A 25,152-nucleotide genomic window follows, 5' to 3' on the forward strand; every position below is an offset into this window, starting at 1 on the left:
ACGGCGAACGTGTCGATGCGCTTCCCTGCACCAGGACCTCCCATAAGCTGGGCACCCAGGAGCCTTCCGGAAGGACGCTCGACCACGGTGCGAATCCTCATGGGCGACGACTTCGGCCAGTAGTGCGCTCCCGTTGCACTCCGCAACCCTGCAGCCACCGCGTCGAGGCCTGCATCGGTCGCTTCTGCGAGCGTGAGACCCGTTCTGGCGATCTCGATGTCGGCCACTTTCGTGATGGCCGTCCCGAGAACGCCGGGGAATGCTGCGTCACCGCCTCCCAGGTTGGTTCCTGCAACCCGGCCTTGCTTGTTCGCGACCGTGCCGAGATGAAGATTCACCGGCTTGCCGGTGACCCGGTGGATCGCCTCTGCGCAGTCACCTGCCGCGTAGACGCCGTCGGCGCCGGTCCGCTGGTGATCGTCGACGGCAACGGCACCCGTGGGGCCGAGCGTGATGCCCGCTGCGTCGGCCAGTGCGGCGTTCGGTGCCGAGCCCAGACCGAGTACGACGATGTCGGCCGGGTAGGTCGTTCCTGCGGCCTCGACGCCGACGACTCGACCGTTCTCTCCGATCACGGCATCCACAGGGGCGCCGGTGAGGACTTCGATACCGAGTTCCCGCACTCCTGACGCCGCGAGTTCTCCCATCTCGGGGTCCATCGTGCGTGAGAGAATCGTCGGCGCCATCTCGAAGATGGTGACCGGTATGTGCAGGTTGTGGAAGGCCTCTGCGACTTCGAGTCCGATGTAGCCGCCGCCGACGACGGCTGCACTGAGCGGCCGTGTGTCGAGCGCGGACCGCAGGCTCCGGGCATCGTCGAGTGTGCGAACTTGGTGGACGCCTTGGAGGTCCTGGCCTTCGATGGGTGGGAACAGGGGCCTTGCCCCGGTCGCATACAGCAGCAGGTCGTACGTGAACTCATCGTCCGTGCCGGCCTCGAGATCGCGGACCTGAACAGTCTTGGCGGACGTGTCGATCGTCGTGACTTCGTGGCGGAGCCGGACGTCGATGTTCATCCTGGCGAACTGCTCAGGTGTTCTCGCCTGGAGTTGTCGCAACTCTTGGACATCTCCACCGATGTAGTAGGGAATGCCGCATGCCGCATAGCTCATCCAGTGCGTTCGCTCGAAGACGACGATATCGAGGTCGGGATCCAGCCGTCGTGCCTGGCTTGCTCCCGACATGCCGGCGGCGTCGCCACCTATGACGATCAGCCGCCTCATCGTGCTCCCTTCTTGAGTTCCTTCAGTTTGTCCTTCTGACGCAGCCGGCGGCGACGGCGCAGTCGAAAGATCAGACCGACCAACTCATCGATGATCACCGTGACGGCGACGACGCCGAGGATGATCGAGATGAGGGGAACCTCGCCCTTCCAGAAGATCAGGTTGAGCGGGACAGCAGCCGTATTGAGGGCTGCGAGGACGGCAACGATCACTATCAAAAGGGCGCCGAAGATGATCGCCCACGACACCCCAGCACCGACGTAGACCCTCTTCTCGGCCGGTTGCTCCTCCGCTGCGAAAGGCTCGGTCTGCGACGGGGCCGGTTCGAAATCCGGTTGTGGCGATGGAGGCGTCTCGAAGATGTCCGGTTCGGGATCGGGTGTCACGGCAGCTCCTTTCGGCCACAGGTTAGGGGCCCGTTGAGCGATCACGGTGTGTCACGTCGGTCCTCGCACATCGCTCACACGTCGGTTGCGCCCCGTTCGATGGCGGCATCCGCTTCCATCGCGACCCTGTGCCCTTCATCGACATCGACGGTCCTGAGGATTGCGATGCCGACGATGAAGAACAGCACCAGGCTCAGGACTGCAGGTCTGCTGCTTCCGGTGATGGCCACGGCACCGGCAAAGACGACGGGGCCGATGATCGAAGAGAACTTCGACATGACCGAGAAGAATCCGAAGAACTCGCCGCTCTCATACGCGGGCGACATCGATGCGTACATGCTTCGACTGAGTGCCTGACTTCCCCCCTGCACCACTGCGACCATCCATGCCAGGAACCAGAACTCGAAGATGGCGTCCAGGAAGAAACCCCACACGGCGATGATCGCGTATGCGCTGATCGCAAGAATGATGGCCCGCTTCGTGGTCATGGCATCTGCGAGCTTCGAGAACAACGTTTTGCCGAACAGGGCGGAGAGGGCGAGTCCGAGGATCTCGACCACGAGGATCAGACCGAGGATCACGCCCAGGTTGCTGGTTCGCAGTGGGGAAAGAACCTTGATCTCTCCGATGGCGAGCCGCCCGTCGTCGGAGGCGCGCAGTGTCAGTTCGTGTGTCCCGGGGGTACCGGCGTCGACGGTCACCTGCGCCCCATATCGCACCGTGGGTGTCGTGGCGCCGATGGTCACCGGCTCGCCGTCTTCGACGAGTGGTTGCCCATCGATCGATACGGCCCAGACCCCGAGATCCGGTCCCGTGCTGTGAACGATCTCGACCTGCTGGCCGTTGAAGGTGAATGTTGCCGTGGAAGCGGAGTCTGCAGCGACCGAATAGGGGATCGGATCCGGGGCCGTCAACACCAGAAGCTCGGCGAGGGCGGCGATGAGCAGCGCGGCGATCCCGATGAGCAAGGGGGTGAGGACGCTCCAGAGGCTGAAGGCCGGATTCCTCCGCCGCCTGACGCCCAGCATCCATGCCGCGGCGAGAGCGACCAGGCCGATGAGCAGCAGGATCGGTGCCGCGGTCTCGGCAACTCTGGTGAGTCCGTGCGTCGCTTTCGCGACGGTCTCGACGGGTATCTCGGTCCAACTGCCGTCAAGTGCGATCGCATCGACTCCGTAGCTTCCCTCTCCCAGGGCGGTACCGACGGTCTCGAAGGCGGGGGGAGGGGCTCCGGTCGTAGTGGCGGGGAGGACTCTCGCTCCGATGGCGCCGACGAGTGGGAGGGCCAAGATGTTGAAAACGATGAAGGCAAGGTAGATGGCCCGGTTGGCGTCCTTGCGGCCGGGGATGCGGCCGAAGATCAGGCTGAAGGGGATGCCTACGAACTGCACGAGCAGGATGGCGAGGACCAGTTCTGTGGTCTTGAATCCCAGCTCGGTTCCGTAGATTACGGCGACACTGATGATCGTTCCGATCCCATCGTTGTAGATGAGGAACGCGATCAGGAATCGGAAGAGCTGACGGTACTTGCGAAGGTGCTGGAATGTCGTTCCGAGTCGTTTCAGGCTGGCCGTGATGATGCCCGTTCCCCGCTCGTGCGGAGCAGCGGCCGACGGCGGCTCGGGGACACGGCGGAACAGCGGAATCGAGAAGACTGCCCACCAGATGGCCACGGAGACGAACGAGAGCCGGGCTCCGAGCTCCGAACCGAGCACAAAGATCATGACCACGTTCACGGCGAGGAGCAGCCCGCCTCCCAGGTAGCCGATCGCATAGCCTCGCGTCGAGACCATGTCCTGGTCCTCGGGACGGGCGACGTGTGGCAATAGGGCGTCGTAGAAGACGTTGGCGCCGGCGAATCCGACCCGTCCGAGGATGAAGAACACGGATGCGAGGAACCAATCGCCGGTCGTGATGAGAACCAGGAGTCCCGTGCCGACGACTCCCATGCCGACGAAGATCGAAAGAAATCTCTTCTTGCCCCGCATCACATCGGCGATCGTGCCGAGCACGGGGGAGAGAAAGGCGACGATGATCAGCGAGATGCTGAGTGTCGTGGTCCAATACGCGGTGGCGACTGCGGCGCTCGGGAGGGTCGCTCCGGCAACGGAGCTGTAGTAGGCGGGCAGCACTGCGGCGAGGATCGTCGTGGCGAACGCAGAGTTTGCCCAGTCATAGAGGGTCCAGGCTCTGATCCTGCGTTTGTACTCCTTGTCCGGGAGACCTTCGTACGCGGGAGCCAACCCTGCCATTCCCTCTCCTGTGTTCGGCAAGGGCAGGCTAGCGCCGAGGAAGGTGCGCGTGCGGCGGACAACCGGGTTGGATCAGACGGCGGCGAGTGCCTGCGACAGATCGAGGACCAGATCATCGGGATGCTCGACTCCGACCGAGATGCGGACCAGCCCTTCGGTGATTCCGTACCGTTTCTTGTCCGTGTCCGGCACCCCGGCATGGGTCATCGAACCCGGGTGTTCCGCCAGCGATTCGTTGCTCCCCAGACTGACCGCAAGGTGGATCAGTTTGAGAGCATTCAGGAACCGGAATGCTCCCTTTTCACCGTCCTGTACCTCGAAGGAGATCATCGCGCCGGCGCCCAGACACTGCTTGACGAAGATGTCGTACTGCGGATCTCCAGGCTCGAGGTACCCGAGGTAGCTGACATGGCTCACCTTCGGGTGCGAGCGAAGGTAGTCGGCGACCTTACGCGCCGTCTCGGCTTCCCGGTGCATGCGCAACGACAGTGTCTCCAGGCTGCGCATGAGCAGCCATCCGTTCCAGGGTCCGGAATGCGACCCCAGGTAGGTGCGCATCCCCCGGATGGGGTTGATGAGGGCCTCCGAGCCGAGCACGGCTCCCGCGATCAGATCACTGTGTCCACCCAGGTACTTCGTCGCACTGTAGATCACCAGATCTGCACCGTGATCGAGCGGCTTTTGGAACAGCGGGCCGAGAAACGTGTTGTCCACGACGAGGGGGACGGGACGCTCAGGTGTCGATACTGCTCTGGCGACCGTTGCGCACTCCTGGATGTCGAAGAGCGCGTTCGTCGGATTCGCGGGGGTCTCGATGAAGATCATGCCGAGGCGCTTGCTGGATTTGGTCACCTGACGCTGGATCTCGTCGCGAGTCTCATCGGGAAAGAATCCGATCGATTCGATACCGAACTCGGGGAGTACCTCATTGACGAGGTGGTCGGTGCCGCCATACAGCGGCTCGCTGTGCAGGATGAGATCCCCTGGGCGAAGGTAGGTGAGGAACGTGGTGGCGATGGCCGCCATGCCGCTCTTGAACAGGAGCGCGTCTTCGGCGCCGTCCCACAGGCAGAGCCGGTCTTCAGCGATCTCCAGGTCCGGGTTGTTGAGGCGGCTGTAGATCAGCCCGACTTTCTCTCCCGGCTCCGGCCGGCGCTTGCCGGTGGCGACTTCGAAGAATGCTTTTCCCTCCTCTGCAGTCTCGAACACGAATGTCGAGGTCTGGAAGATCGGGCTCTTGATCGCGCCCTCGGACCACTCCGGTTTGTAGCCGTATCCCATCATGAGGCTTTCGGGATGCAGGCGCTTTCCCTCGATGGTGTCGTCCCATTTCATGGCCGCTCCTCTCGAATGAACGCTGTTCACTCCAACGATAGGGGGCTGGCATGCATCGTGGTGCGGCCGCCCCAGACGTACCGTGTGTGGGCGTTCGCCGGTGGCCACACACCTTGCCGGCGGTACGCCCAGTACTCGAACGGGTTGTCGTAGTAGGCGATCGTGTCGATGGTTTGTCGCAGAGCGTCTCCCCGCCGCAGCGCCAGGGCGGCGCCCACCACGGCGCCGCCGATCATCCAGAGTCCATAGATCGCAGGGAAGAGCGGCCCGAACAGGCGGGACTGCCACACGTGCAGCATCTCGTGGCGTTCCAGCAGGTCGATCCGGGCCTGACCCTTGCCGAGATTCGTGACCGTGTTGCCGGCCGTCATGGTGAACCCCTTGCGCATCGTTACCCCCGTCTCGTACACGTGGCGGCCCTTCCGGGCGCTCAGATCGGCCCGATAGCCACCCCTGTCCCGGCGGAGGTGCTGCAACGCGTGCACCCCGAGGCCGCTGCCGGAGCCGATGAGGCCCCAGGTCGAGTCGAGGACGAATGCCGCCCACCCCGACGGACGCCGCCAGTCGTAGATGCGGCGCTTGCCGGAGATCACGCCGTTCAGGCCACCGACGATCGCCCCCGGCACTCCGAGGCCGATCGGTGACAGCGTCGCGCCGCCCAACACCGCCCCTGCGGCACCGGTGGCGATGGTCTCGCCGGTGACATACCTGCCCCACAGCCGGATAGGCAGTGCCGGTCGGCGGGGGAGGGTCGTCGTGTCCACGGATGGGAGGGTACCGGAGACGGGGGAGAGTCGGGTCGTTGGCAGACGGGCGGTTGGGCTATGGCCGTAGCGTTCTAGCTCCGGTCCTGGAGCCAGTCGAGTGTCGCCTCGAGGGTCTCGGCGAAGTCGTCGGGCCACTCGTGGCCCAGGTCGGAACGTTCGTCGTACCGGACCGGCACCCCGAAGCCCTCGAGGTCCTTTGCCACTCGACGGATCTCCTCGATGCGCCGGTCTTCGCTGCCGGCGAGGATGGCAGTGGGGACGGGCCGCTGCACCGTGTCAGGGGTTGGGGCGCCGCGGGGTCCGAACGCCGGCGCCACCAGGAAGACACCGGCGGTGTCGACCCGGCCGGACCAGGCAAGGTGCCCGGCGATGCGCGCACCCTGGGAGAAGCCCGAGAGCACAGTGTGCTCCGGGTCGCCGACGTCGTGGAGCTGCGAGATCACGACGGCTTCGGGGTTGTCGGCAGGCCAGGCGAACCGGCCGGTGGCGACGGGCAGGGTCCCGTGGAGGGCGACGAGTCGGTAGCCCCGGCCGAGCGCCGGCCGGTACCAGTCGAGGATCGACTGCGGACGCCATCCGAAACCGTGCAGCAGCACCAGCGTCCCCACGAACTCGCCGTCCGGCCGGACGGCGACCGGCTCGACCGGCCCGGTCGTCGCCTCTTGCGCCCGTGCGACGCTGACGGCGGCGAGCCGCTGCCACTCCGGATCGTCACGCACCGCGTCGAGGTCGTGGTCGGCGAGGAGCGGTTCACCCCACCAGAGCCCCTCATCCAGCCTGCGGGCGAACTCGACACACGCCTCGTCGGTACGTCCGACCAGCGACAGTAGGCACATCCGCCAGAACGCGAGGTCGGCGATCTCGTCGGGATTGGACGTCTCGTAGCGGTCGACGGCGTCGAGGGCGGCCTGATACTCACCTCTGCCGTGAGTGGAGAAGACCAAGCGTCGAAGCTCGGAGAAGTCCATATGGTCAACCTACACCCGGCGGCCCGGTCGGCGATGCGAGAGTCACGTGGACCGAAGGGCCTCCACAGGCTCGACCCGGCTTGCCTTCGCTGCCGCGGGGACGGCGGCGAGCACGGTGGCGATGAACGCCGCCCCGACACCGAGCGCGACGATTGCACCTGGGTACACGAACGGAAGCCCGCGACCGGTGTCATACACCCAGGCGGCGATGACTCCGACCGCCCACCCGCTCAGGACGGCGACGAGAGCGATCGCGGCGAGTTCTGCGGCGACCATGGCAGCAATCCCGCCACGAGAGGCGCCGAGCGCTCGACGCAACCCGATATCCCGGTAGCGCTCCATGACCGACGCGATCGCCGCTGCTCCCACTCCTAGGCTGTTCGCGATCAAGATGGCGGCCGCGATGGCGGCGGCGAGAGCGTCGACCTTGGTGACCACGGCGTTGCGAAGATGTGTTGCCTCCGGCGGGTATCGCGCCAGCACCACCTCGGGTGCGCCGGGGACCAGAATCCAGGGGAGTACCTCGGCGACGGCCGGGGCGGTTCCCAGACGCACCTGCACGACGAGTCTCCCTCCTTCGGACTCTGCCGAGTTCGGCTCCGGTTCGACGGAAAGCACGCCAAGCAGCAGATCGGTGAGCTGCGGCGACTCGGTGATTACCCCCACGACGCGAGCAGGCCGTCCGTTCAACTCGAGGTCGTCGTCGACATCGATGCCGAGTCGCCCCCGCAGACCTGCCCCGATGAGGATCTCGTTCGTTCCGACGGCCGGCTCGGGATTCGAGCCGTCGATCTCCAGTCCGATGACGCCGGTGTCTCCCCAATAGCGAAAGACGCGAACCTGGCGGTCGACTCCGAGCCAGGGCCGGCGAACCGACGTGAGCGGCGTCGAGTCGGCAAACCACACGGTGGCCGCGTCGACGACGTCGGGAAGTCGGCGTATCTGCTCGATGACGGCCTCGTCCGGGGCGGAATGCCGGCGGGAGTCGATGGGCAGGTCGACCTGGACGCGGGTGGCCGCCAGCTCGTCGAAGACCCGGACTACCGCGGTCGCCGATGCGCTGGCGATCAGGGTCGATGCGACGTAGATCGCGGCAGCGAGGGCGGTGCCGATTCCCAGCAGCAGGACCCGCAGCGGACGCCGGGCGACGTTGAGTCGCACGTCGTCCGCAAAGTCCATCAGCCGTTGCCAGAGCGTCACCTCAGCCACCTGAACACTCCGTGTCGATCATCTGGCCGTGACGGTCACCGTCGACGGCGAGGTCCGTGTCGTGGGTGACCAAGATGGCGGTCGTGCCGCCGGCCAACCGTTCGCGGATCAGGGACATGAGGATGTCACCGTTGGCGCTGTCGAGGTTGCCGGTGGGTTCGTCGCAGAGCAGGATCGGCGGATCGTGGGCCACCGCTCGCGCGAACGCCACCCGCTGACGCTCGCCGCCGGACAAGGAGCCCGGCAGGGCCTCCAGGCGATGTCCCAGATCAACTGCCTCGAGGGCTTCGATCGCCCGTCGCCGGCGCTCCCGCCGTGGAAGGCCCGCGTACCGGAGGCCCTGCATCACGTTCTCGGTGGTTGTTCGGGTGGCGTCGAGGAAGGAGTCCTGGAAGACGAAACCCAGTTTGTGCCCCCGGAATCTGGTTCGTTCGGCTTCCGAGAGCGACATGACGGAGGCGTCGTCGATGATCAGATTGCCGGTCGTCGGCCGGTCCAGGAGCCCCAACAGGTTGAGGAGGGTGGACTTTCCGGAGCCGCTCTTGCCGGTGATGACGACGAACTCGCCGTCGTCGATGCGGAAGCTCGTGTCCCGGACGGCGTGAACCCGCCCTTCGTCGAAGAACCGGCCGAGAGCCGTCGCCTCCATGCTCATGCGGTGCAGCCTCTCACCGTTGGAGCAGCAGTTCGTCGCCGACTTCGAGTCGGTCCGAGCGGAGCTCGACGAGCTCGTCGCCGATGAAACCGACGGTGACCGGCACCCGTTCGACGGTTCCGCCGGCAAGCCGCTCCACATAGGTCCCGCCGTCGGGGCCTGCGGCGACAACGGTACCCGGTGCAGCCAGGACCGGCCCGGCGGTGGCTTCGGAGACGACCTCGACCGTAATGCCCCCGGTCTGGTCTCCGATGAGCTGCGCTATCGGGGGCTCGGTTTGGACGACTTGCCCGTCGACGTCGACACCAACGGGGGCTGTGAGAACGTCGACGACGGTCGCCGCCTGGGGTTCTGCTCCGGGAGCGGTCCACAGGAGCAGATCCGTCCCGTTGGTGATCGTCCCAGGAACACCGTCGAACTGGAGGCGTATTCCGGGACGCCGCAGGAAGACCTCCGGGCCTCTGGGGACCAACACCGTACCGACCTCGATACCGTCGGCGGACCAGAGCCACGCGGCCTCTGGGGTCAGGAGCACCTCGCCCAGTGGCAGCCCCGTCTGCCCGTCTCCCGTGGCCGGTGGCTCGTAGCCACGGTCGAGATAGAGGTCTCGGACGGCCGCCCCGGTGTCGGGGCCGAAGACCCCAGGCTCGTCGGTGATCGGATACCCAAGACGACCGAGGGCCCGTTGCACCATCTCGACGTCGCGGCCTCGCGAGCCGGACTGCAGGTCCCGCCATCCGGGAAACGGGCTGTAGAGCAGCATGACAGGCCGCGACTGGATCTCCACGACCACGTCCCCTTCGAGGACCTCGTCCCCGGCACGCTTCGGCATGGCGGTGACGACCCCGGATCGGTCGATCGGAAAACGCTCCGGATTGTCGATCACCTTCGCACGCAGGAACACGCCGCGGCGAAGCACCTCACCCGGTGCGTGTAACACCACACCCATCATGCCACCCAGCGGTGTCTTCACCCGAAGGCGGCTCCGGGCGGGACACGATCGCTGTCGCGACGAGGGTTGCCGCGACGGTCACGAGGACCACGAGCACACCGGCCGCGAGGCGCCGCGCCATCATGATCCCCCGTCCACATCGTCGGGAAACGACCCGCTGACGATCGCCGCGGCCCGCTCGAGTCCTTCTTTTCGGTACTTCGCGTACGCCGCCAACACACCCTCGTTGCGCCGCAGTCGTTCCTCTCCGACGTCGATCAGCGTTCTGGCGAACGTCGTAGCGAGACCGCTCTGCGCTTTGCACTCGGCGTCTCCTGCGCCGATCTCGGCGTCGGCGTCGGCCAGGTGGGAGACCGTCCGGGTGCTGTTGAGTAGACCTTCGACGTCGTCCTTGAAGAGTTCATAGACGTCGTCAGGCGTTGTCACCCGATATCCCTGCCGGCGCATGCAGGTGGACCACCGTCGGGTCGCGTCGGCCACAGACTCGTTGCCGATGACCTGGTCGAGAACTTTCGATACGACGATCGCTGCGGTGCGTGTCCGATGGAAGGTCGCGGCGTCGACGCCGTAGAGCTGCTCGACGACCTTCCCCGCACAGCCACTTACCGGAACCGTCACCGAACCGCCTCCGCCGATGTCGATGGTGATCTCCCTGCGTGGATTCCCGAACTCTGCATCTTCCCAACCGGGCGGCGCAGGAGGGTAGGCCCGCATTGGCGAGTCGGCCGAATGCAGGGACACGAGAAAGGCGTCCAGGGCTCCTGGCTCAGCAACCGGAGCCGCCATGCCGATCGGCCCGTCCTGGTGCACCCAGAGGTCCATCGGACGTATGAGGTCGAAAGGGTTTGGTGTGCCGGGAATGTCCGACGGTCCCGGCGGCCGCCACTCGATCCCGGCCTGCTGCAAATACGTCAGCTCCGCCTCCGCTTCGGCGAGGAGGTTCGTCTCTTGCGACGTGAAGTAGTCGACATTGACGAGATCCCGTTCGACACGGCCAAGCTGCGTTGTTCGGCGGCGGTCAACACCGCCGCCGGTCTGTCTTCCTGTATCGGCGATCCGGTAGGTGTGCAGGCGCTGATCACTGTTGACAGAGCTATGGCCGCGGCGGCCAGCGCGGCGAAGTCCCTGGGCATGTGTTGGCTACCTCCTGGCAGGAACGATCCTAACTTCCCGATGTCGATCCAGCCCTGCGTCGCGCACAGCGCGAGGCGTGGTCGACGAGGAAGATCTCGCTTCACGAGAGGCCCTCATCACCCGTCACCCCCCGCTGGTACGCTCGCCGCCATGACACACAACATCGTCGGGCGCGTCATCGGCACCGAAGACGCCACACCGCTGGGGTTCTGGGTGGGTGTCGCCCCCGGCGAGTACCTGCAGCTCGACGACGTCGTCGCTCTCGAACGCACCCTCCCCGGCGGCGACACCGTGCACATCTACGGCATCGTGGAGCAGGTGCGGGCCCGCCACGAAGGCGCCCGGTTTGATTCGGACGTGTTCTTGATCGAGGACGGCGTGCTGCCGGCCGAGGTCAGCGAGGCGGCCAAGGTGGTCGCGACGCGTTTCGAGCCGGAGACGTTCGTCCCGCCGCGTCCCGGGCAGGGTGTCGTGCGCGCGACGGGGGAGGAGCGGGATCGGGCGCTGTTCTTCGACCGCATGACCGATCGGATTCCCGTCGGCTTGAGCAGGTCGGGTGAGCCGATGTTCGTGAATCTGGAATTCGTCGACGGCGCTCGGGGCGCTCACGTCAACATCTCCGGGGTCTCCGGCGTCGCAACGAAGACCACCTACGCGACCTTCCTGCTCCACAGCCTCTTCACCTCGGGCGTTCTGGGCGCGCGGGCGGTCAACACCAAGGCGCTCATCTTCAACGTCAAAGGCGAGGACCTGCTGTTCCTCGACCGCCCGAACCTGGCGATGGGCGACGACCAGGCCAAGCGGTATCGCACCCTTGGTCTCCCGGCGACTCCGTTCCGGTCCGTCGGCATCTACGTGCCGCCGAAGCATGGGTCGCCGTCTGCGGCACCCGATGTGCGGGCCCGCCACGAAGGTGTCACGCCGTTCTTCTGGACGATCGCCGAGTTCTGCACGCAGGATCTCCTGCCGTTCCTCTTTGCCGATGCCGAGGACGACCGCGCCCACTACACGATGGTCGTGTACAACGTGATGGCTCGCCTGCGCAAGGCGACCGTTCTGGACGACGGCGGCGTGGCGATCGATGGCGAGCCGGTTCGGACCTTCCGGGACCTCGCAGATCTCATCACCCGAAAGGTGCAGGAAGAGGACACGCGTGTCGAATGGGCAGGTCCTGCGATCGGCATCGGTACCGTCAATGCATTCGTTCGCCGCATCCAGGGAGCCGTCCGTCATGTCGAGCACCTCGTCAGGGGTGATCTCCCGAGCGCGGAGCGACACCGCATCGAGTTGCGGCGACAGGTGACCGTCGTGGATCTTCACAACCTCAACGACAGGGCGAAGCGGTTCGTTGTCGGAGTCACCGTGCGCCGGGCGTTCGAGGACAAGGAACACCAGGGCCAGTCCGACGAGTTGCTGTTCCTCGTTCTGGATGAACTGAACAAGTACGCACCGCGAGAGGGGTTCAGCCCGATCAAGGAGATCCTCCTCGACGTTGCCGAGCGCGGGCGGTCGCTCGGCGTGATCTTGATCGGCGCCCAGCAGACGGCAAGTGAGGTGGAGCGGCGCATCATCGCGAACTCTGCCATCCGCGTGGTCGGCCGCCTCGATTCGGCCGAAGCCGGTCGCGACGAATATGGGTTCCTCCCGGTTGTGCAGCGGCAGCGGGCCACCATCATGAAGCCCGGCACGATGATCGTCGCCCAGCCCGAGCTGCCGATCCCGGTCGTCCTCGAGTTCCCGTTCCCCGCCTGGGCAACCCGAGCTTCGGAGGCGGGCCCACCCATCGGCGGGGGAGACGCGCCGGAGGATCCCTTCGAAGGCCTGACGGACTGATCTTCATCCTCTTGGGCGACACGCTCTCCTGCCGGTGACTAGCGTCGGAGGACATGATCATCCAGGCTGCGTTGTTCCTTGGCTTCCCCGTGGTGGCACGATGGGGGGCACGCAAGTACAAGGCGCTGCGCTTTCTCGGTCCGATCGTCCTTTGCTACCTCTTCGGCATTGCCCTCGGCAACCTGGTTTCCATGGACACCGAACTCGCCACGATGTTCACCGAGGCGACCGTCATCCTCGCCATCCCGCTGCTGTTGTTCACCACCGATTTCCGGGCATGGCTGCGGATAGCAAGACCCGCCGTCATCTCGTTCACGCTCGCCGCCGTGGCGGTCATCATCACCGCGGCAACCGCGACATTGATCCTCGCCGGGCCGCACGATTGGCAGATGGCCGGCATGACCGTCGGCGTCTACACGGGTGGCACCCCCAACATGAGCGCCATCGGCATCGCCCTCGGTGTCCCGGATGAGACGTTCGTGCTACTCAACGGCGCCGACGTGATCCTCTCCGGGGTGTACCTGCTGTTCCTGCTGTCGATCGCCCAACGGGTCCTCGGCAAATTCCTGCCGGCGTTCGATCACTCGCGCCTCGGAGACGACTTCGACGACGGTGAACGAGCCGATTTCGGATGGCGCAACGTGCTCGCCGCCCTCGGGCTGAGCATCCTGTCCTCCGGGGTCGCCGTCGGGATCGTCTATGTGCTCGCTCCCGACCTGCCGATCGCCGCGGTCATCCTCGCCATCACCACCGTCGGCATCCTGGCGTCTTTCGTCCCGAAGATCCGGAATCTGCCCGGCACGTTCGAGACCGGGGAGTTCCTGCTCCTTGTGTTCGCCGTCGCCGTCGGCACCCTCGCCAACGTCAGGCGACTCGTCGGAGCGTTCGGCGACGTGTTCCTCTTCGTCGCCATCGTCCTCATCGGCGCGATCCTGTTGCATTACCTGTTGGCGACCTTCTTTCGGATCGACACCGACACGGTGCTCATCACCTCCACCGCCGCCGTGTTCGGCCCGGCGTTCGTCCCGCCCGTCGCCGCCGCGTTGAAGAACCGGCAAATCCTCGTCTCGGGCCTCACCACCGGGGTCGTCGGCTATGCGATCGGCAACTACGCCGGAATCGCGCTTGCCTACCTGCTCCGGCCCGGCTGATCGGTCTGCCGGCTCAGGTCGAGTAGAGGCTCTCCAGCATCTGCAGCACGATCTCCTCGACCATGCCGGTGTCCGGCAGCGTCGCCATCATCCCGTACATCGCAGCTTGGCCGACCGTCGAGGCCTGCGGATTCGCCCGTACCTCGTCGACCGCGGCTGCGAGATCGCCGAGGAACGCGTCAACGATGCCCGTATGCGCGGGTGTCACCATCAGGTGAAGGGACGACGGGTTGATCTGTCGGTCGATGTGCCAGCCTCGTGACTCGACCGCATCGGCGACGGCGAAGATGTCGACGTCGGTCCCGATGAACGAGAAGACGCTGAGCAGTGGGTCGCCGAGAATCTCGAGCCCCGGAATGCCGCGGACACCGTCGATAAGGCGGCGGGACGTCTCGAGTATCTGGCCCGCCATCTGCAGGTACCCGTCCTCACCGATGGCCTGGAGCGCAGCCCACGCCGCGGCGATCGCGCCACCCGGTCGGGTGCCCGCCATCGACGGTGACGCGTAGATGCCTCCCGGCCAATCCGCGGTGACGTGGAATTGGTACCTGCGGAGTTCCGGCGTTCGATAGAGAATCGTCGAAGCGCCTTTCGCCGCGAATCCGTACTTGTGGACGTCGGCCGACATCGAAGTGACCCCGGGAACCCGGAAATCCCATGGTTCGATCGGCACGCCAAGGCGTTCTGCCCACGGTACGAGGAACCCGCCGAGGCAGGCATCGACGTGGAACCCGATGCTTCGGTCTGCGGCGATCTCTCCGAGACGTCCGATCGGATCGATCTGGCCGTGCGGGTAGTCCGGCGTCGATCCGACCATGAGGATCGTGTTCGGGGTGATGGCCGCTTCCATCGCCGCAGGGTCGGCGCGGAGATCGTTTCCCACGGGCACGCGTACGGCGCGCACATCGAAGTAGTCGGCAGCCTTGTCGAACGCGGCGTGCGCCGTGGTGGGGAGCACCATCTCCGGTTCCGAGATGCCGTGGGTGACGCGGCCCCAATCTCGATAGGTCTTGACGGCCATCAGCAGGCTCTCGGTGCCGCCGGAGGTCATCGTGCCTGCGACCCGATCATCTCCGTGAAGCATCGACGCGGTCATTCCGACCACCTCGGCTTCGAACTTTCGCAGTGCCGGGAACGCGATCGGGTTGAGGCCGTTCTCACTGAAGAACACACCGTACGCCTCTTTCAGGAATGCGGTGTGCTCGTCGCCGGCGTGGTAGACGAGGCTCCACGTGTGCCCTTCGTGCCAGTTGGCGTCTGCATCGTGCAGGTGTCGCATTTCGTCGAGGATCTCGTCGTGGGGCCGTCCGGTTGGGGGGATCTGTGCTGTCATAACGACACCCGAGCGTAGCGATCGGACACACAGGCCGCAGGGGGTCGTTCCTCCGCGAGAGACCACCGGCGATGTCGTACCCGACCGTTACCATCGGGCGCGTGAGGATTCTGCACACCGCCGACTGGCACGTCGGACGATCGATTCGTGGACGTAGCCGCACCGACGAACATCGGGCCGTCCTCGCCGAGATTGCCGATGTCGCCCGCCGTGAGGCCGTCGACCTCGTCCTCGTCGCCGGCGACACGTTCGACGTGGTCGCGCCGAGCGCCGAATCGGAGCGCATCGTCTACCAGGCGCTCCTCGACCTCTCCGACATCGCACCCGTGGTGCTCATCGCCGGCAACCACGACCATCCCCGACGGTGGCGGGCTGTCGCTCCGCTCTTCGAAATGGGCCGGGTCACCGTCGGCGCGACACTGCAACGTCCCGACGAAGGGGGAGTGGCACGCATCCAGACGGACGCCGGCGAGACGGCGCGCATCGCCCTCGTACCGTTCGTCGGCAAACGCGGGATCGTCACTGCCGACGACCTGATGGCGCTCGACCCGTTCGAACACGGCGGCAAGTACGCCGGAAGGGTCGAAGCGATCCTCGACAAGCTCACCGAAGGCATGACGTCCGACGATGTCAACCTCGTCGTCGCCCACCTCATGATCGCCGAAGGAAGGCTGGGAGGCGGTGAGCGCATCGCCTTCACGGTCGAGGACTATGCGATCCCCGCGACCGCATTCAGCGGGTCCCTGTCCTATGTCGCACTCGGACACCTGCATCGCATGCAATCCGTCCCCGCACCGGCGCCCGTGTGGTACGCAGGATCACCGATGCAGCTCGACTTCGGTGAGAGAGACGACGAGAAAGGCCTCCTCGTCGTCGACGCCGAACCGGGCCTCCCCGCAACGGTCCGACCGGTTCCCCTCACCGCCGGAAGGCGGCTCATCCAACTCGCCGGTACGCTGGAGGAGCTCGAAGTCCGCTCTGGTGAGGCAGAGTTCGCCGACGCGTACCTCAAGATCGTCGTGCATGAATCGGCGCGGGCCGGACTCGGCGATGTCGTCCGAGAGCTGTTCCCCAACGCCGTGGACGTACTGTTGGCCTCGCCGAGAGACATCGGCGCGACGGATCGTGACGTGCGTCTCGGCCGTCCACCCCGCGAGCTGTTCATCGAGTATCTCGAACAGGTCGATGCCTCCGATGACGATGTCGTCGCCCTCTTCGACGAGATGCTGGGAGACATCGATGCGACCTGAACGCCTCGAGCTCTCCGGTTTCACCGCGTTCAGGGAGCCCACCGAGGTCGACTTCACCGGAGCGGACCTGTTCGCTCTCACCGGGCCGACCGGATCGGGCAAGTCGAGCATCATCGACGCCATCGTCTTCGCCCTGTACGGCTCCGTTCCCCGGTACGGCGACCGCCGGACCGTCGAGCCGGTCATCACTCTCGGCAAGGTCGAGGCGCGCATCCGCTTCGACTTCACGATCGGTGAGGAGCACTACACGGCGGTCAGGGTCGTCCGCCGACTCAAGAAAGGGGCGACCACGGCCGAAGCCCGGCTCGAACACGACGGAACCGTGATTGCCTCGGGAGCCGACGAGGTCACCGACGCCGTCCAACGACTCCTCGGTCTCTCCTACGACCACTTCGTCAAGAGTGTCGTCCTGCCCCAAGGCAGATTCGCCGCTTTCCTTCACGACAAACCGACCGACCGTCAAAAGCTCCTCCGAGAACTCCTCGACCTCGGTGTCTACGAGCGGGTGCGAGAGCACGCACGAGACAGGAAGATCGCAACGCAGCAGAAGGCCGCCATGCTCGAAGCCCAGATCGCCGAGCTGGCCGGCGCAACCGAGGAAGCCGAGGCCGACGCGGTCGGACGAGTCAGGGACCTCGAAGCGCTCTTGAAGGTCGTCGAAGAGGCGACCGAGAAGATCGTCACACTGCAAACCGACGCCGAAACATGGGCGCGGCAAGCCAAGGAAGCTCAGGCAGAACTCGACCTCCTCGAGGGTCTCGAAGTCCCCGGCGGTCTCGACCAACTCGCTGCCAAGACCGTCGCCGTCAGGCAAGAACGCGGCAAGGCCGAAGAAGCCTTGAAGCTCGTCAGAGAGAAGTGTCGGCAGGTCGAGAAGCATCTCGAGACGCTTCCCAAACTCGCCGACCTCGAGAAGCTCGGTGAAGCGCATCAGGCATTCGCGCGCGCCGAACGGCGGCTCGCCCAGCTCGGCGCTCAAAGTGCAGAGGCGCGTACCGGCGTGGTCGAAGCAGCAGGGAAGCTCGAGGCGGCGCAAGCCGCGTTGCAGGACGCCAAGGCGTCGGCCGCAGCACTCCGACAGGCACACACGGCACACGAACTCGCCACGACCTTGCGCACGGGCGAACCCTGCCCCGTCTGCAACAGGACCGTGGAGGCGGTCCCGCATCGGGAGACACCGGCGGACCTCGCGGGGGCGCTCGCCACGCTGCACGACGCGGAACAGGCACACCTTGGCGCGCAACGTCTCCATGCGAGCTTCACGGCGAAGCTCGAAGCGCTGACGGCTCAGGAAGCCGTAGCCGCTCGGGAGGTCGAAGATCTGCGCGAGCGGATCACCGGTCGGCCCGACGAGAAGGAGGTCGCTGACCTGTACGGACAGGTCACTACAGCACAGGAGGAGGTGAGAGCAGCACGCGCAGCCGAGCAGGCGGCGATGGAGAGCCTCGGCGCTCTCGACGAGCGGATCAGACGTCTCGACGAGGCCGTCCAGGATGCACGCCGACGCTTTGACACGGTCCGGGATCGAGTCGCCGCCCTCGGACCGCCGGCACCTCGCCGGGACGATCTTCTTGCCGACTGGACCGAGCTGGTCACCTGGGCACGGCATGCGGTGGATCATCGGTCCCGGATCGCCAAGGACGCCGCAGGGAAGGTCACGGCGGCGGAACAGGCGCTCGACGAGCAGCGTCGCGCCCTCATCGCCACCGTCGAGGAGGCCGGGCTCACCGTCGGCAGACGTCCCGTTCGTGACGTCTGCGTCGATGCGATCGCCACCGCCAAGCTCGGTCTGGACCGGCTGCGTGCCGACCGTGTCCAGGCGGCAAAGCTCACCATCGAGGCGAAAGAGCAGCGGCGAATCGCCACGGTCGCAGGCGCTCTCGAACAGCATCTTCGGTCGAACCGGTTCGAAGCATGGCTACTGGAGGAGGCCCTCGCGGATCTCACGGTCGGTGCGAACCGACTCCTCCATGAGCTGTCCTCGGGCGCCTATTCGCTCGAATCCGAAGGCCGCGGATTCACCGTCATCGACCACCGCAACGCCGACGGGCAGCGTTCCGTGAAGACCCTCTCGGGAGGCGAGACGTTCCTCGTCTCGCTCGCATTGGCACTGTCGCTCTCCGAGCAACTCGCCGCGATGTCCCTGAGCGGGAACGCACGGCTGGAATCGATCTTCCTCGACGAAGGGTTCGGGACACTCGATCAGGAGACCCTGGACGTGGTCGCCGGCGTGGTGCATGAACTCGGGGCTACGGGCAGAACGGTCGGGCTGATCAGCCACGTCGAGGACCTGGCCGAACAGGTGCCGACCCGCTTCCTGGTCACCAAGGACGCCGGCGGAGCCCACGTGGAACGGATCGATACATGAGGTTCTCCGTCGAGCCGTGGGCACCCGAATACGGCACACCGGTGGCGGCGGATTTGGCCGAGACCACGACCGTTCCCGACGTCGATATCGAGGTGCCGGCGGCCGACTGGGCTCCGCTCGAACCCGACACCGAACCGGCCCGGTCGGTGCTGTTCATCGACGGTGTACGGCGGGTCGACGCCAACGTGTGGGTAGGGCAGGAGGACGGCGTCCCGGTGTCGGGTCTCTGTGCCACTTACGCGGCGGGAGCCGTACGCTGTGACGGAGAGGCGAAGCTGGTCGACGCCGAGGTGCGGAGGGGATTGTTCACGTCCGCTTCCGGAGCCGAGGCCGTCGTGATGAAGCATGGGACCTACGGCGTGCGCGCGACCGCCGGATCGTCCCTGGAGGAGCTGTGGCTGGGCCTTCAACAGCGGATGGGTGATCTGGAACGTGAGGTGGCGGGCCGCCTCTGCGCCACCGAACTGATCGTCACCGATGGTCCGCTCACCGGGCGTCAGCACGTGCCCGGAGGGGTCGGATATGTCAAGACCCACCGGGTGCAGTATCTCCCTGCGGCCCTGCAGACGGTGCTGACCCGGCTCCGGCCCGGGCAGCGGACACCGCTGTTCCTGGCCACGACATCGTGGAGTCGGTACTCGTGGTACACGCGTCTGCCCGGCGGCGGGGATGCTCCGCTCGGCGGGATCGTCCGCTGCGAGGCGAGCGCCGATCAGGACACCGCCTCCGCCCGCCGACTGGCGGATCGGGTATCGGCGACTCTTCCGCGGTTCGCTTCGGTCGCTCACAAGGATCCGCGGGCTCCCCAGAACCTGTATCCGATCGGCGGTCTGGAACGGGAGTTGCGCCGGCGGTTGGGCGACCAGCAGTTGCTGTACCGGGCGCTGCGAGTGGCGGCCTCACGCAGCGACGACCATCGGGCCCGCCGAAGCTCTCCGAACACAGCCGAAATCGGGACGTTCGTATCATCTCGGCGCCGGCTTAGACTGTGGCAAGGATTGGAATAGATGCGACACCGGAACCCGAGATCGAGATGCGATGTCGATGCAAGGATCACCTTGCGAAGAACCAGGCCCGGGTCCGGGATGGAGCGTAGATGTCTCCCAAAGTCGTAGGCGCCGATCGATTCGACTCGCTCATCTCGCTCCTGCGAGACCGCGGCTACACGGTCATCGGTCCAACGATCCATGAGCGAACGATCGTATACGGCAAGCTCGATGGGGCCGGTGACCTCCCGATCGGCTGGATGGACGAACAAGAGGCAGGGACATACCGGCTCGTGCGACGAGACGACGACGCCTACTTCGGTCATACGGTCGGTCCGCGAACGCTCAAGAGCTTCCTGTTTCCTGCACGGCAAACGTTGTTCACGGCCGAACACGCGGAGACCGGCCTCAGGTTCCGTTCCGAGCGACCTGCGGATTCCCGCTACGCGTTCATCGGGGTGCGGGCGTGCGAGCTCGCGGCAGTTGCCATACAAGACGAGGTCTTTCTCGGATCGGCGTTCCGTGACCAGCACTACGCCTCGGCTCGGAACGGATCGTTCACCGTTGGCGTGAATTGTGCAGTTGCCGGAGCTACCTGCTTCTGTGCTTCGATGGATACCGGCCCCCGATGCGAGAGTGGCTACGACCTCGTCGTCACCGAAGTCCTCGAGCCCGATCGCCACGAGTTCGTCATCGAGTCGGGATCCGATGCGGGGTCAGAGGTCCTCGATGCTCTCGAGGGAAGGGCCGCTACGAAAGAGGACCTGGACCGTGTCGAGGCGATCGTCGCCGTCACGGAAGCGCACATGGGCAGGTCGATGCCGAACGAGGAGGTTTACGATCTCCTGACGAATGCCCTCGAACATCCGATGTGGGAATCGATTGCCCGCCGCTGCCTGAGCTGCGCCAACTGCACGTTCGTATGTCCAACCTGTTTCTGTTCCACGACCGAGGATTCGACCAACCTGGAGGGAACGGCTTCACGGCGGCGAACGTGGGACTCGTGCTTCGGCCTCGACTTCTCGAGCCTCCACGGGCACGCGGTCCGGTCTTCTCCGAGATCCCGCTACCGCCAGTGGATGACCCACAAGCTTGCCTACTGGTACGACCAGTTCGGCACGTCTGGCTGTGTCGGTTGCGGCAGATGTATCACGTGGTGTCCGGTCGGAATCGACATCACCGCAGAGATCGACCTTCTTCGCAACGATTCGGAGGTGACCGTGTGAAACTCGAACGATGGCGGGAGAGAAGTCCGCTGCTCGCGGAGATGGACGATCAGTCGTTCGCGTTCCTGGAGTCCATCGCCAAAGAAATCGCCGTTCGGGAGAACGAGATCATCTTCAGAGTGAACACACCTGCAGATCGCTTCTACCTGGTGATCGAGGGCACGATCTCGCTTCGGATCGCCGGCCCGTCTCATCCACCGATCACGATCCAGACCCTTGGGGAGGGTTGCCTCCTCGGGCTGAGCTGGCGTCTGCCTCCGTACAGATGGCGGTGGACCGCACAGGCGCTCACGGATTCGAAGCTGGCGATGTTCGATGCACAGACCGTGCTGGAAGCCTGCAAGCACAATCCACAACTCGACGCCGCCCTGTGGCGTGTGGTGGCAAGGGAATCGGCGAAGAGGCTGCACAACGCCCGGCTCCAGCTCCTCGATCTGTATGGCAAGAAATAACGTGGCGGCGACGACGAGACTTCCCGATCCCGTGGCGGTCAACGAGCCCATGCTCCCCAGATCGTTCCGGGTATCCGAACGAGTGATCGAGTTCGCCGGCACGGTGACGCTCGATCTGGTTCCAAGCGACGGAGGGCCTCCCATCGCGTTCAGGCCGGGACAATTCGCGATGATCTACGTCCATGGTGTGGGCGAAGTGCCCATCTCCATCTCGGGAGATACCGGAGCGCCCGGGTCGCTCGTGCATACCGTACGGGCGGTGGGGGCCGTCACGGATGCCATCGTCGGGCTCCGGCCGGGCGACGAGGTCGGCATCCGCGGACCATATGGAAGTGCGTGGCCGATGACGAGGGCGATCGACCACGACGTGGTCGTCATCGCCGGCGGACTCGGGTTGGCCCCCGTGAGGCCGGCGATCTACCACCTTCTCGGCCACCGCGATGCCTACGGCTTCGTGTCCGTTGCCTACGGCTCGCGCACACCGGCGGACCTTCTGTACCGCAGCGAGCTGCACGACTGGAAAGCGCGGTTCGACACCAACATCCAGATCACGGTTGATCACGCAACGGCAGGCTGGAGGGGCGATGTTGGTGTCGTCACGCCGCTCATCGACCGTCTCTCGTTCGATCCCTGCTTCACGATCGCGATCGTGTGCGGTCCAGAGATCATGATGCGAATCGTCGCTCGCGACCTCATGGCTCGCGGAGTGGCCGCAGGTGATATCTATGTGAGCCTCGAGCGCAACATGAAGTGCGCGATCGGCTTCTGCGGGCATTGCCAGTTCGGATCGTCTTTCGTGTGCAAGGACGGGCCCGTGGTCTCCTATGCGACCGTTGCCGAACGACTCGGAATGGAGGAGCTATGACTCCCGCCGCCGCAAATCGGCCGAGTGTGGCCGTGTGGAAATTCGCGTCGTGCGACGGATGCCAACTGACGCTGCTCGACTGCGAGGACGAATTCCTCACGATCGCTGGAGCCGTGCACATCGCCTACTTCCCGGAGGCGACGAGAGCAGCAACAGGCGGCCCATACGACCTGTCGATCGTCGAGGGGTCTATCACGACGAGCCACGACGCAGAGCGGATCCGCGAGATCAGAGCGATGTCCAAGACACTCCTCACAATCGGTGCTTGTGCAACCGCCGGAGGGATACAGGCCCTGAAGAACTGGGCAGATGTCGACGAGTTCATCTCGATCGTGTATGCCCACCCCGAGTACATCAGTTCGCTCGACACCTCGACGCCGATCTCCGACCACGTCGATGTCGATATCGAACTCCGGGGCTGTCCGATCTCGAAGCATCAACTCATCGAGGTCATCGACGCGTTTCTGACAGGCCGGCGGCCGACGACTCCCACCTACAGCGTGTGTGTCGAATGCAAGCTCCGCGGCACACCGTGTGTCATGGTGTCGCACGGTACACCGTGTATGGGTCCTGTCACCCAGGCCGGGTGCGGCGCCCTATGCCCCGCGTTCAACCGCGGCTGCTACGGGTGTTTCGGACCGAGTGAATCACCGAACATCGAGTCGCTTCGGGAGGCGTGGCACGCGATCGGAGCGGACGATACGCAGCTCGTCCGGGCGCTGCGGACGTTCAACGCCTACTCCCGAGAGTTCAAGGAGGCGAGTGATGCCTACGCCCGGTGAGTCCCGTGAGATCGCCGTCGACTACCTCGCCAGAGTCGAGGGCGAAGGAGCGATGTACTTGAAGATCGAGGGAGATCAGGTGAAGGACGTCCGGTTCAACATCTTCGAGCCGCCTCGGTTCTACGAAGCGGTGCTTCGTGGCAGACACTTCGCAGAAGCACCGGATATCACGGCACGTATCTGCGGCATCTGCCCTGTCGCGTACCAGACCAGTTCGGTGAATGCCATGGAGCATGCAGCCGGTGTCTCTGTCGGGGGCCAGATCAGGAATCTCAGGAAGCTTCTGTACTTCGGCGAGTGGATCGAGAGTCATTCCCTGCACGTCTACATGCTCCACACTCCCGATTTCCTCGGGTACCCGAGCGCGATCGAGATGGCGGCCGATCTTCCCGAGGTGGTCACGAACGCCCTTCGGCTCAAGAAACTCGGCAACGACATCATGACCGCCGTTGGCGGCAGAGAGATCCATCCCATCAACGTGAGGGTCGGGGGCTTCTACAGGGCGCCAACGAAGCGTGAGCTGCGCAACCTCGTCGACGAGCTTCAGTGGGCGACAGAAACAGCAGAGGAAACCGTCTCGTTGGTAGCCGGGTTCGAGTTCCCCGATTTCGACATGGACTACGAGTTCGTGGCGCTCTATCACCCCGACGAGTACGCCATCACCGATGGGCGCATCATCTCCAATCGGGGCCTCGACATCGACGTGGCAGAGTGGCGCGACCACTTCGAGGAGTCACACGTCGAATGGTCCAACGCTCTGCACGCGAGGATCAAGGATCGGGGTAGGTACCTCGTCGGGCCGATGGCCAGGTTCGCGCTCAGCGGCGAACAACTCGCACCGCGGGCGAAGGAAGCCGCAGCCGCCGTGGGTCTCACTCCTGGCGTGTCGAACCCGTTCAAGAGCATCATCGTTCGGGCGGTGGAGATCGTCCACGCATGTGATGAGGCGCTCAGGATCATCAACGCCTACGAACCGCCCGAGACGCCGTTCGTCACGGTCGAACCGCGCTCTGCGATCGGCCATGGAGCGAGTGAGGCGCCTCGCGGACTGCTGTACCACCGGTATGAGATCGATGCAGGGGGCCTGATCACTGACGCTCAGATCGTGCCTCCAACGTCGCAGAACCAGGCATCGATCGAGGAGGATCTGCGCAAGTTCGTGCCAGGACGGACGCATCTGGACGATGACACCCTGCAGTGGCAGCTGGAGCAAGCCATCAGGAACTACGACCCGTGCATTTCATGCGCAACGCACTTCCTCGACCTCACGGTGGAAAGGGTCGGCGACACATGGCGCGCAGACTGATCGGGATCGGTAACCCGGACCGCGGCGACGATGCCGCAGGGTGGGAGGTTGCAGCCAAGGTTGCTGCGTGGTCCGTGGAACGGCGCATTGCAGGGTCATTCGACATGCTCGAGATGTGGGACGAGGACGACGAGGTTGTCATCGTCGACGCGATGCGATCAGGGGCACCTCCGGGGACGGTACACAGGTTCGATGCGTTGGCGGATCGCCTGCCGGTCGGTGCATTCTCGTCAACACATGCGTTCGGACCGGCAGCAGTCATCGAACTCGCGAGGACGATGGACCGACTACCTCGTTCCTTGGTCGTCTACGGCATCGAGGCAGGGCAGGTCGGACATGGGACGGCGATGTCACCGGCCGTCGCGACCGCAGTATCAGAGGTGGCGAAGGAGCTGGAAGATGCATGAAGCCAAACTCGTTGGCGACCTCGTGTCTGAAGTGGAAAAGGTTGCGCTGGCGAATGCCGCGGGACATGTCGAGCGCATCCGCATCGAGATCGGCGCGTTGAGCCATGTGATGCCCGAGACACTGAAGGGACACTTCGAGATCCTCGCACAGGGATCTCCGGCGCAGGACGCTCATCTGGACATCACGAAGTCGGACGATCACACGGCGAAGGATGCATTCGATGTGCGCCTGGTATCGATCGTGGTCGGGAGCGCCTGGTGATCCGGTCGAGTGCGGCTTGCCCTCCGTATGCGACGCTCACCGTGACAGGG

Annotated in this window: 22 protein-coding genes and 1 pseudogene; 12 read left to right on the forward strand and 11 right to left on the reverse strand. The window is 65.1% G+C overall.

The features are described 5' to 3' along the window. The 10 genes from GWP04_07285 to GWP04_07330 all read right to left on the reverse strand — a co-directional run. Positions 1 to 1,223 (reverse strand): FAD-dependent oxidoreductase (locus tag GWP04_07285; protein ID NIA25359.1); only part of this gene is annotated, 1,223 nt, incomplete at its 3' end. Beyond that, a complete protein-coding gene (locus GWP04_07290; GenBank protein ID NIA25360.1) occupies positions 1,220 to 1,609 on the reverse strand; it encodes a DUF1049 domain-containing protein in 390 nt (129 codons plus the stop codon). The genes GWP04_07285 and GWP04_07290, both read right to left, overlap by 4 nt. A gap of 74 nt (positions 1,610 to 1,683) precedes the next feature. Further along, a complete protein-coding gene (locus GWP04_07295) occupies positions 1,684 to 3,861 on the reverse strand; it encodes a hypothetical protein (GenBank protein NIA25361.1) in 2,178 nt (725 codons plus the stop codon). A gap of 72 nt (positions 3,862 to 3,933) precedes the next feature. After that, positions 3,934 to 5,196: a cystathionine gamma-synthase family protein gene (locus GWP04_07300; protein NIA25362.1), complete on the reverse strand. Its 1,263-nt coding sequence runs from the start codon at positions 5,194 to 5,196 to the stop codon at positions 3,934 to 3,936. A 26-nt stretch (positions 5,197 to 5,222) separates the two neighbouring features. Continuing rightward, on the reverse strand, positions 5,223 to 5,960 hold the full coding sequence (locus GWP04_07305) for a hypothetical protein (protein ID NIA25363.1): 738 nt from the start codon (positions 5,958 to 5,960) through the stop codon (positions 5,223 to 5,225). 74 nt (positions 5,961 to 6,034) lie between these two features. After that, a complete protein-coding gene (locus GWP04_07310; GenBank protein NIA25364.1) occupies positions 6,035 to 6,931 on the reverse strand; it encodes a hypothetical protein in 897 nt (298 codons plus the stop codon). A 42-nt stretch (positions 6,932 to 6,973) separates the two neighbouring features. Then, positions 6,974 to 8,140 carry an FtsX-like permease family protein gene (locus GWP04_07315; protein ID NIA25365.1) on the reverse strand — a complete coding sequence of 389 codons (1,167 nt, stop codon included), beginning with the start codon at positions 8,138 to 8,140 and terminating at the stop codon, positions 6,974 to 6,976. Then, complete coding sequence (locus tag GWP04_07320; protein NIA25366.1) at positions 8,133 to 8,795, reverse strand: ATP-binding cassette domain-containing protein; 663 nt, start codon at positions 8,793 to 8,795, stop codon at positions 8,133 to 8,135. The genes GWP04_07315 and GWP04_07320 overlap by 8 nt, the downstream gene beginning before the upstream one ends. A gap of 13 nt (positions 8,796 to 8,808) precedes the next feature. Continuing rightward, positions 8,809 to 9,768, reverse strand: coding sequence for a hypothetical protein (locus GWP04_07325; protein NIA25367.1), 960 nt, complete (start codon positions 9,766 to 9,768; stop codon positions 8,809 to 8,811). A gap of 99 nt (positions 9,769 to 9,867) precedes the next feature. After that, positions 9,868 to 10,569, reverse strand: a complete 702-nt coding sequence (locus GWP04_07330; protein NIA25368.1) for a hypothetical protein — start codon at positions 10,567 to 10,569, stop codon at positions 9,868 to 9,870. A gap of 462 nt (positions 10,570 to 11,031) precedes the next feature. On the opposite strand from GWP04_07330, the gene GWP04_07335 reads away from it, so the two are divergent. Further along, a complete protein-coding gene (locus GWP04_07335) occupies positions 11,032 to 12,714 on the forward strand; it encodes an ATP-binding protein (GenBank protein ID NIA25369.1) in 1,683 nt (560 codons plus the stop codon). Positions 12,715 to 12,767: 53 nt separating this feature from the next. Next, the gene (locus tag GWP04_07340) at positions 12,768 to 13,865 is read left to right on the forward strand and encodes a DUF819 family protein (protein ID NIA25370.1); all 1,098 of its coding nucleotides are present in this window, start codon (positions 12,768 to 12,770) and stop codon (positions 13,863 to 13,865) included. Positions 13,866 to 13,878: 13 nt separating this feature from the next. On the opposite strand, the gene GWP04_07345 is transcribed toward GWP04_07340, so the two are convergent. Continuing rightward, the gene (locus tag GWP04_07345; GenBank protein NIA25371.1) at positions 13,879 to 15,198 is read right to left on the reverse strand and encodes an aminotransferase class V-fold PLP-dependent enzyme; all 1,320 of its coding nucleotides are present in this window, start codon (positions 15,196 to 15,198) and stop codon (positions 13,879 to 13,881) included. Between the two features lie 101 nt (positions 15,199 to 15,299). On the opposite strand from GWP04_07345, the gene sbcD reads away from it, so the two are divergent. The 10 genes and pseudogenes from sbcD to GWP04_07395 all read left to right on the forward strand — a co-directional run bounded on the left by sbcD (position 15,300) and on the right by GWP04_07395 (position 25,102). Continuing rightward, positions 15,300 to 16,448 (forward strand): exonuclease subunit SbcD, encoded by a 1,149-nt coding sequence (gene sbcD, locus GWP04_07350; protein ID NIA25372.1) that lies wholly within the window; start codon positions 15,300 to 15,302, stop codon positions 16,446 to 16,448. Beyond that, positions 16,438 to 18,816 (forward strand): AAA family ATPase, encoded by a 2,379-nt coding sequence (locus GWP04_07355; protein NIA25373.1) that lies wholly within the window; start codon positions 16,438 to 16,440, stop codon positions 18,814 to 18,816. Before sbcD ends, GWP04_07355 begins: the two co-directional genes overlap by 11 nt. Further along, a pseudogene (locus GWP04_07360) lies at positions 18,813 to 19,715 on the forward strand (hypothetical protein). The gene GWP04_07355 and the pseudogene GWP04_07360 overlap by 4 nt, the downstream one beginning before the upstream one ends. 197 nt (positions 19,716 to 19,912) lie before the next feature. Continuing rightward, the gene (locus GWP04_07365; protein NIA25374.1) at positions 19,913 to 21,028 is read left to right on the forward strand and encodes a sulfite reductase subunit A; all 1,116 of its coding nucleotides are present in this window, start codon (positions 19,913 to 19,915) and stop codon (positions 21,026 to 21,028) included. After that, positions 21,025 to 21,480, forward strand: coding sequence for a cyclic nucleotide-binding domain-containing protein (locus GWP04_07370; protein ID NIA25375.1), 456 nt, complete (start codon positions 21,025 to 21,027; stop codon positions 21,478 to 21,480). The genes GWP04_07365 and GWP04_07370 overlap by 4 nt, the downstream gene beginning before the upstream one ends. Further along, positions 21,467 to 22,345, forward strand: a complete 879-nt coding sequence (locus GWP04_07375) for a Ni/Fe hydrogenase subunit gamma (protein ID NIA25376.1) — start codon at positions 21,467 to 21,469, stop codon at positions 22,343 to 22,345. The genes GWP04_07370 and GWP04_07375 overlap by 14 nt, the downstream gene beginning before the upstream one ends. Then, positions 22,342 to 23,127, forward strand: coding sequence for an oxidoreductase (locus GWP04_07380; GenBank protein NIA25377.1), 786 nt, complete (start codon positions 22,342 to 22,344; stop codon positions 23,125 to 23,127). Before GWP04_07375 ends, GWP04_07380 begins: the two co-directional genes overlap by 4 nt. Continuing rightward, a complete protein-coding gene (locus GWP04_07385) occupies positions 23,111 to 24,433 on the forward strand; it encodes a Ni/Fe hydrogenase subunit alpha (protein NIA25378.1) in 1,323 nt (440 codons plus the stop codon). Before GWP04_07380 ends, GWP04_07385 begins: the two co-directional genes overlap by 17 nt. Beyond that, complete coding sequence (locus GWP04_07390; protein ID NIA25379.1) at positions 24,418 to 24,840, forward strand: hydrogenase maturation protease; 423 nt, start codon at positions 24,418 to 24,420, stop codon at positions 24,838 to 24,840. The genes GWP04_07385 and GWP04_07390 overlap by 16 nt, the downstream gene beginning before the upstream one ends. Beyond that, positions 24,833 to 25,102, forward strand: coding sequence for a hydrogenase maturation nickel metallochaperone HypA (locus GWP04_07395; protein NIA25380.1), 270 nt, complete (start codon positions 24,833 to 24,835; stop codon positions 25,100 to 25,102). Before GWP04_07390 ends, GWP04_07395 begins: the two co-directional genes overlap by 8 nt. The last annotated feature ends 50 nt before the right edge of the window (positions 25,103 to 25,152 follow it).

This window comes from Gammaproteobacteria bacterium (genome assembly GCA_011682695.1).
Taxonomy (GTDB): Bacteria; Actinomycetota; Acidimicrobiia; order Spongiisociales; family UBA4744; genus BMS3Bbin01.

Excerpts from the sequence above, each read along its gene's own strand:
- GWP04_07365 (NIA25374.1), top strand. The coding sequence starts at position 19,913 with ATGTCTCCCAAAGTCGTAGGCGCCGATCGATTCGACTCGCTCATCTCG.
- GWP04_07340 (NIA25370.1), top strand. The coding sequence starts at position 12,768 with ATGATCATCCAGGCTGCGTTGTTCCTTGGCTTCCCCGTGGTGGCACGA.
- GWP04_07310 (NIA25364.1), bottom strand. The coding sequence starts at position 6,931 with ATGGACTTCTCCGAGCTTCGACGCTTGGTCTTCTCCACTCACGGCAGA.
- GWP04_07375 (NIA25376.1), top strand. The coding sequence starts at position 21,467 with ATGGCAAGAAATAACGTGGCGGCGACGACGAGACTTCCCGATCCCGTG.
- GWP04_07330 (NIA25368.1), bottom strand. The coding sequence starts at position 10,569 with ATGGACCTCTGGGTGCACCAGGACGGGCCGATCGGCATGGCGGCTCCG.
- GWP04_07355 (NIA25373.1), top strand. The coding sequence starts at position 16,438 with ATGCGACCTGAACGCCTCGAGCTCTCCGGTTTCACCGCGTTCAGGGAG.
- GWP04_07300 (NIA25362.1), bottom strand. The coding sequence starts at position 5,196 with ATGAAATGGGACGACACCATCGAGGGAAAGCGCCTGCATCCCGAAAGC.
- GWP04_07295 (NIA25361.1), bottom strand. The coding sequence starts at position 3,861 with ATGGCAGGGTTGGCTCCCGCGTACGAAGGTCTCCCGGACAAGGAGTAC.
- GWP04_07380 (NIA25377.1), top strand. The coding sequence starts at position 22,342 with ATGACTCCCGCCGCCGCAAATCGGCCGAGTGTGGCCGTGTGGAAATTC.
- GWP04_07345 (NIA25371.1), bottom strand. The coding sequence starts at position 15,198 with ATGACAGCACAGATCCCCCCAACCGGACGGCCCCACGACGAGATCCTC.
- GWP04_07390 (NIA25379.1), top strand. The coding sequence starts at position 24,418 with ATGGCGCGCAGACTGATCGGGATCGGTAACCCGGACCGCGGCGACGAT.
- GWP04_07320 (NIA25366.1), bottom strand. The coding sequence starts at position 8,795 with ATGAGCATGGAGGCGACGGCTCTCGGCCGGTTCTTCGACGAAGGGCGG.
- GWP04_07395 (NIA25380.1), top strand. The coding sequence starts at position 24,833 with ATGCATGAAGCCAAACTCGTTGGCGACCTCGTGTCTGAAGTGGAAAAG.
- GWP04_07385 (NIA25378.1), top strand. The coding sequence starts at position 23,111 with ATGCCTACGCCCGGTGAGTCCCGTGAGATCGCCGTCGACTACCTCGCC.
- GWP04_07335 (NIA25369.1), top strand. The coding sequence starts at position 11,032 with ATGACACACAACATCGTCGGGCGCGTCATCGGCACCGAAGACGCCACA.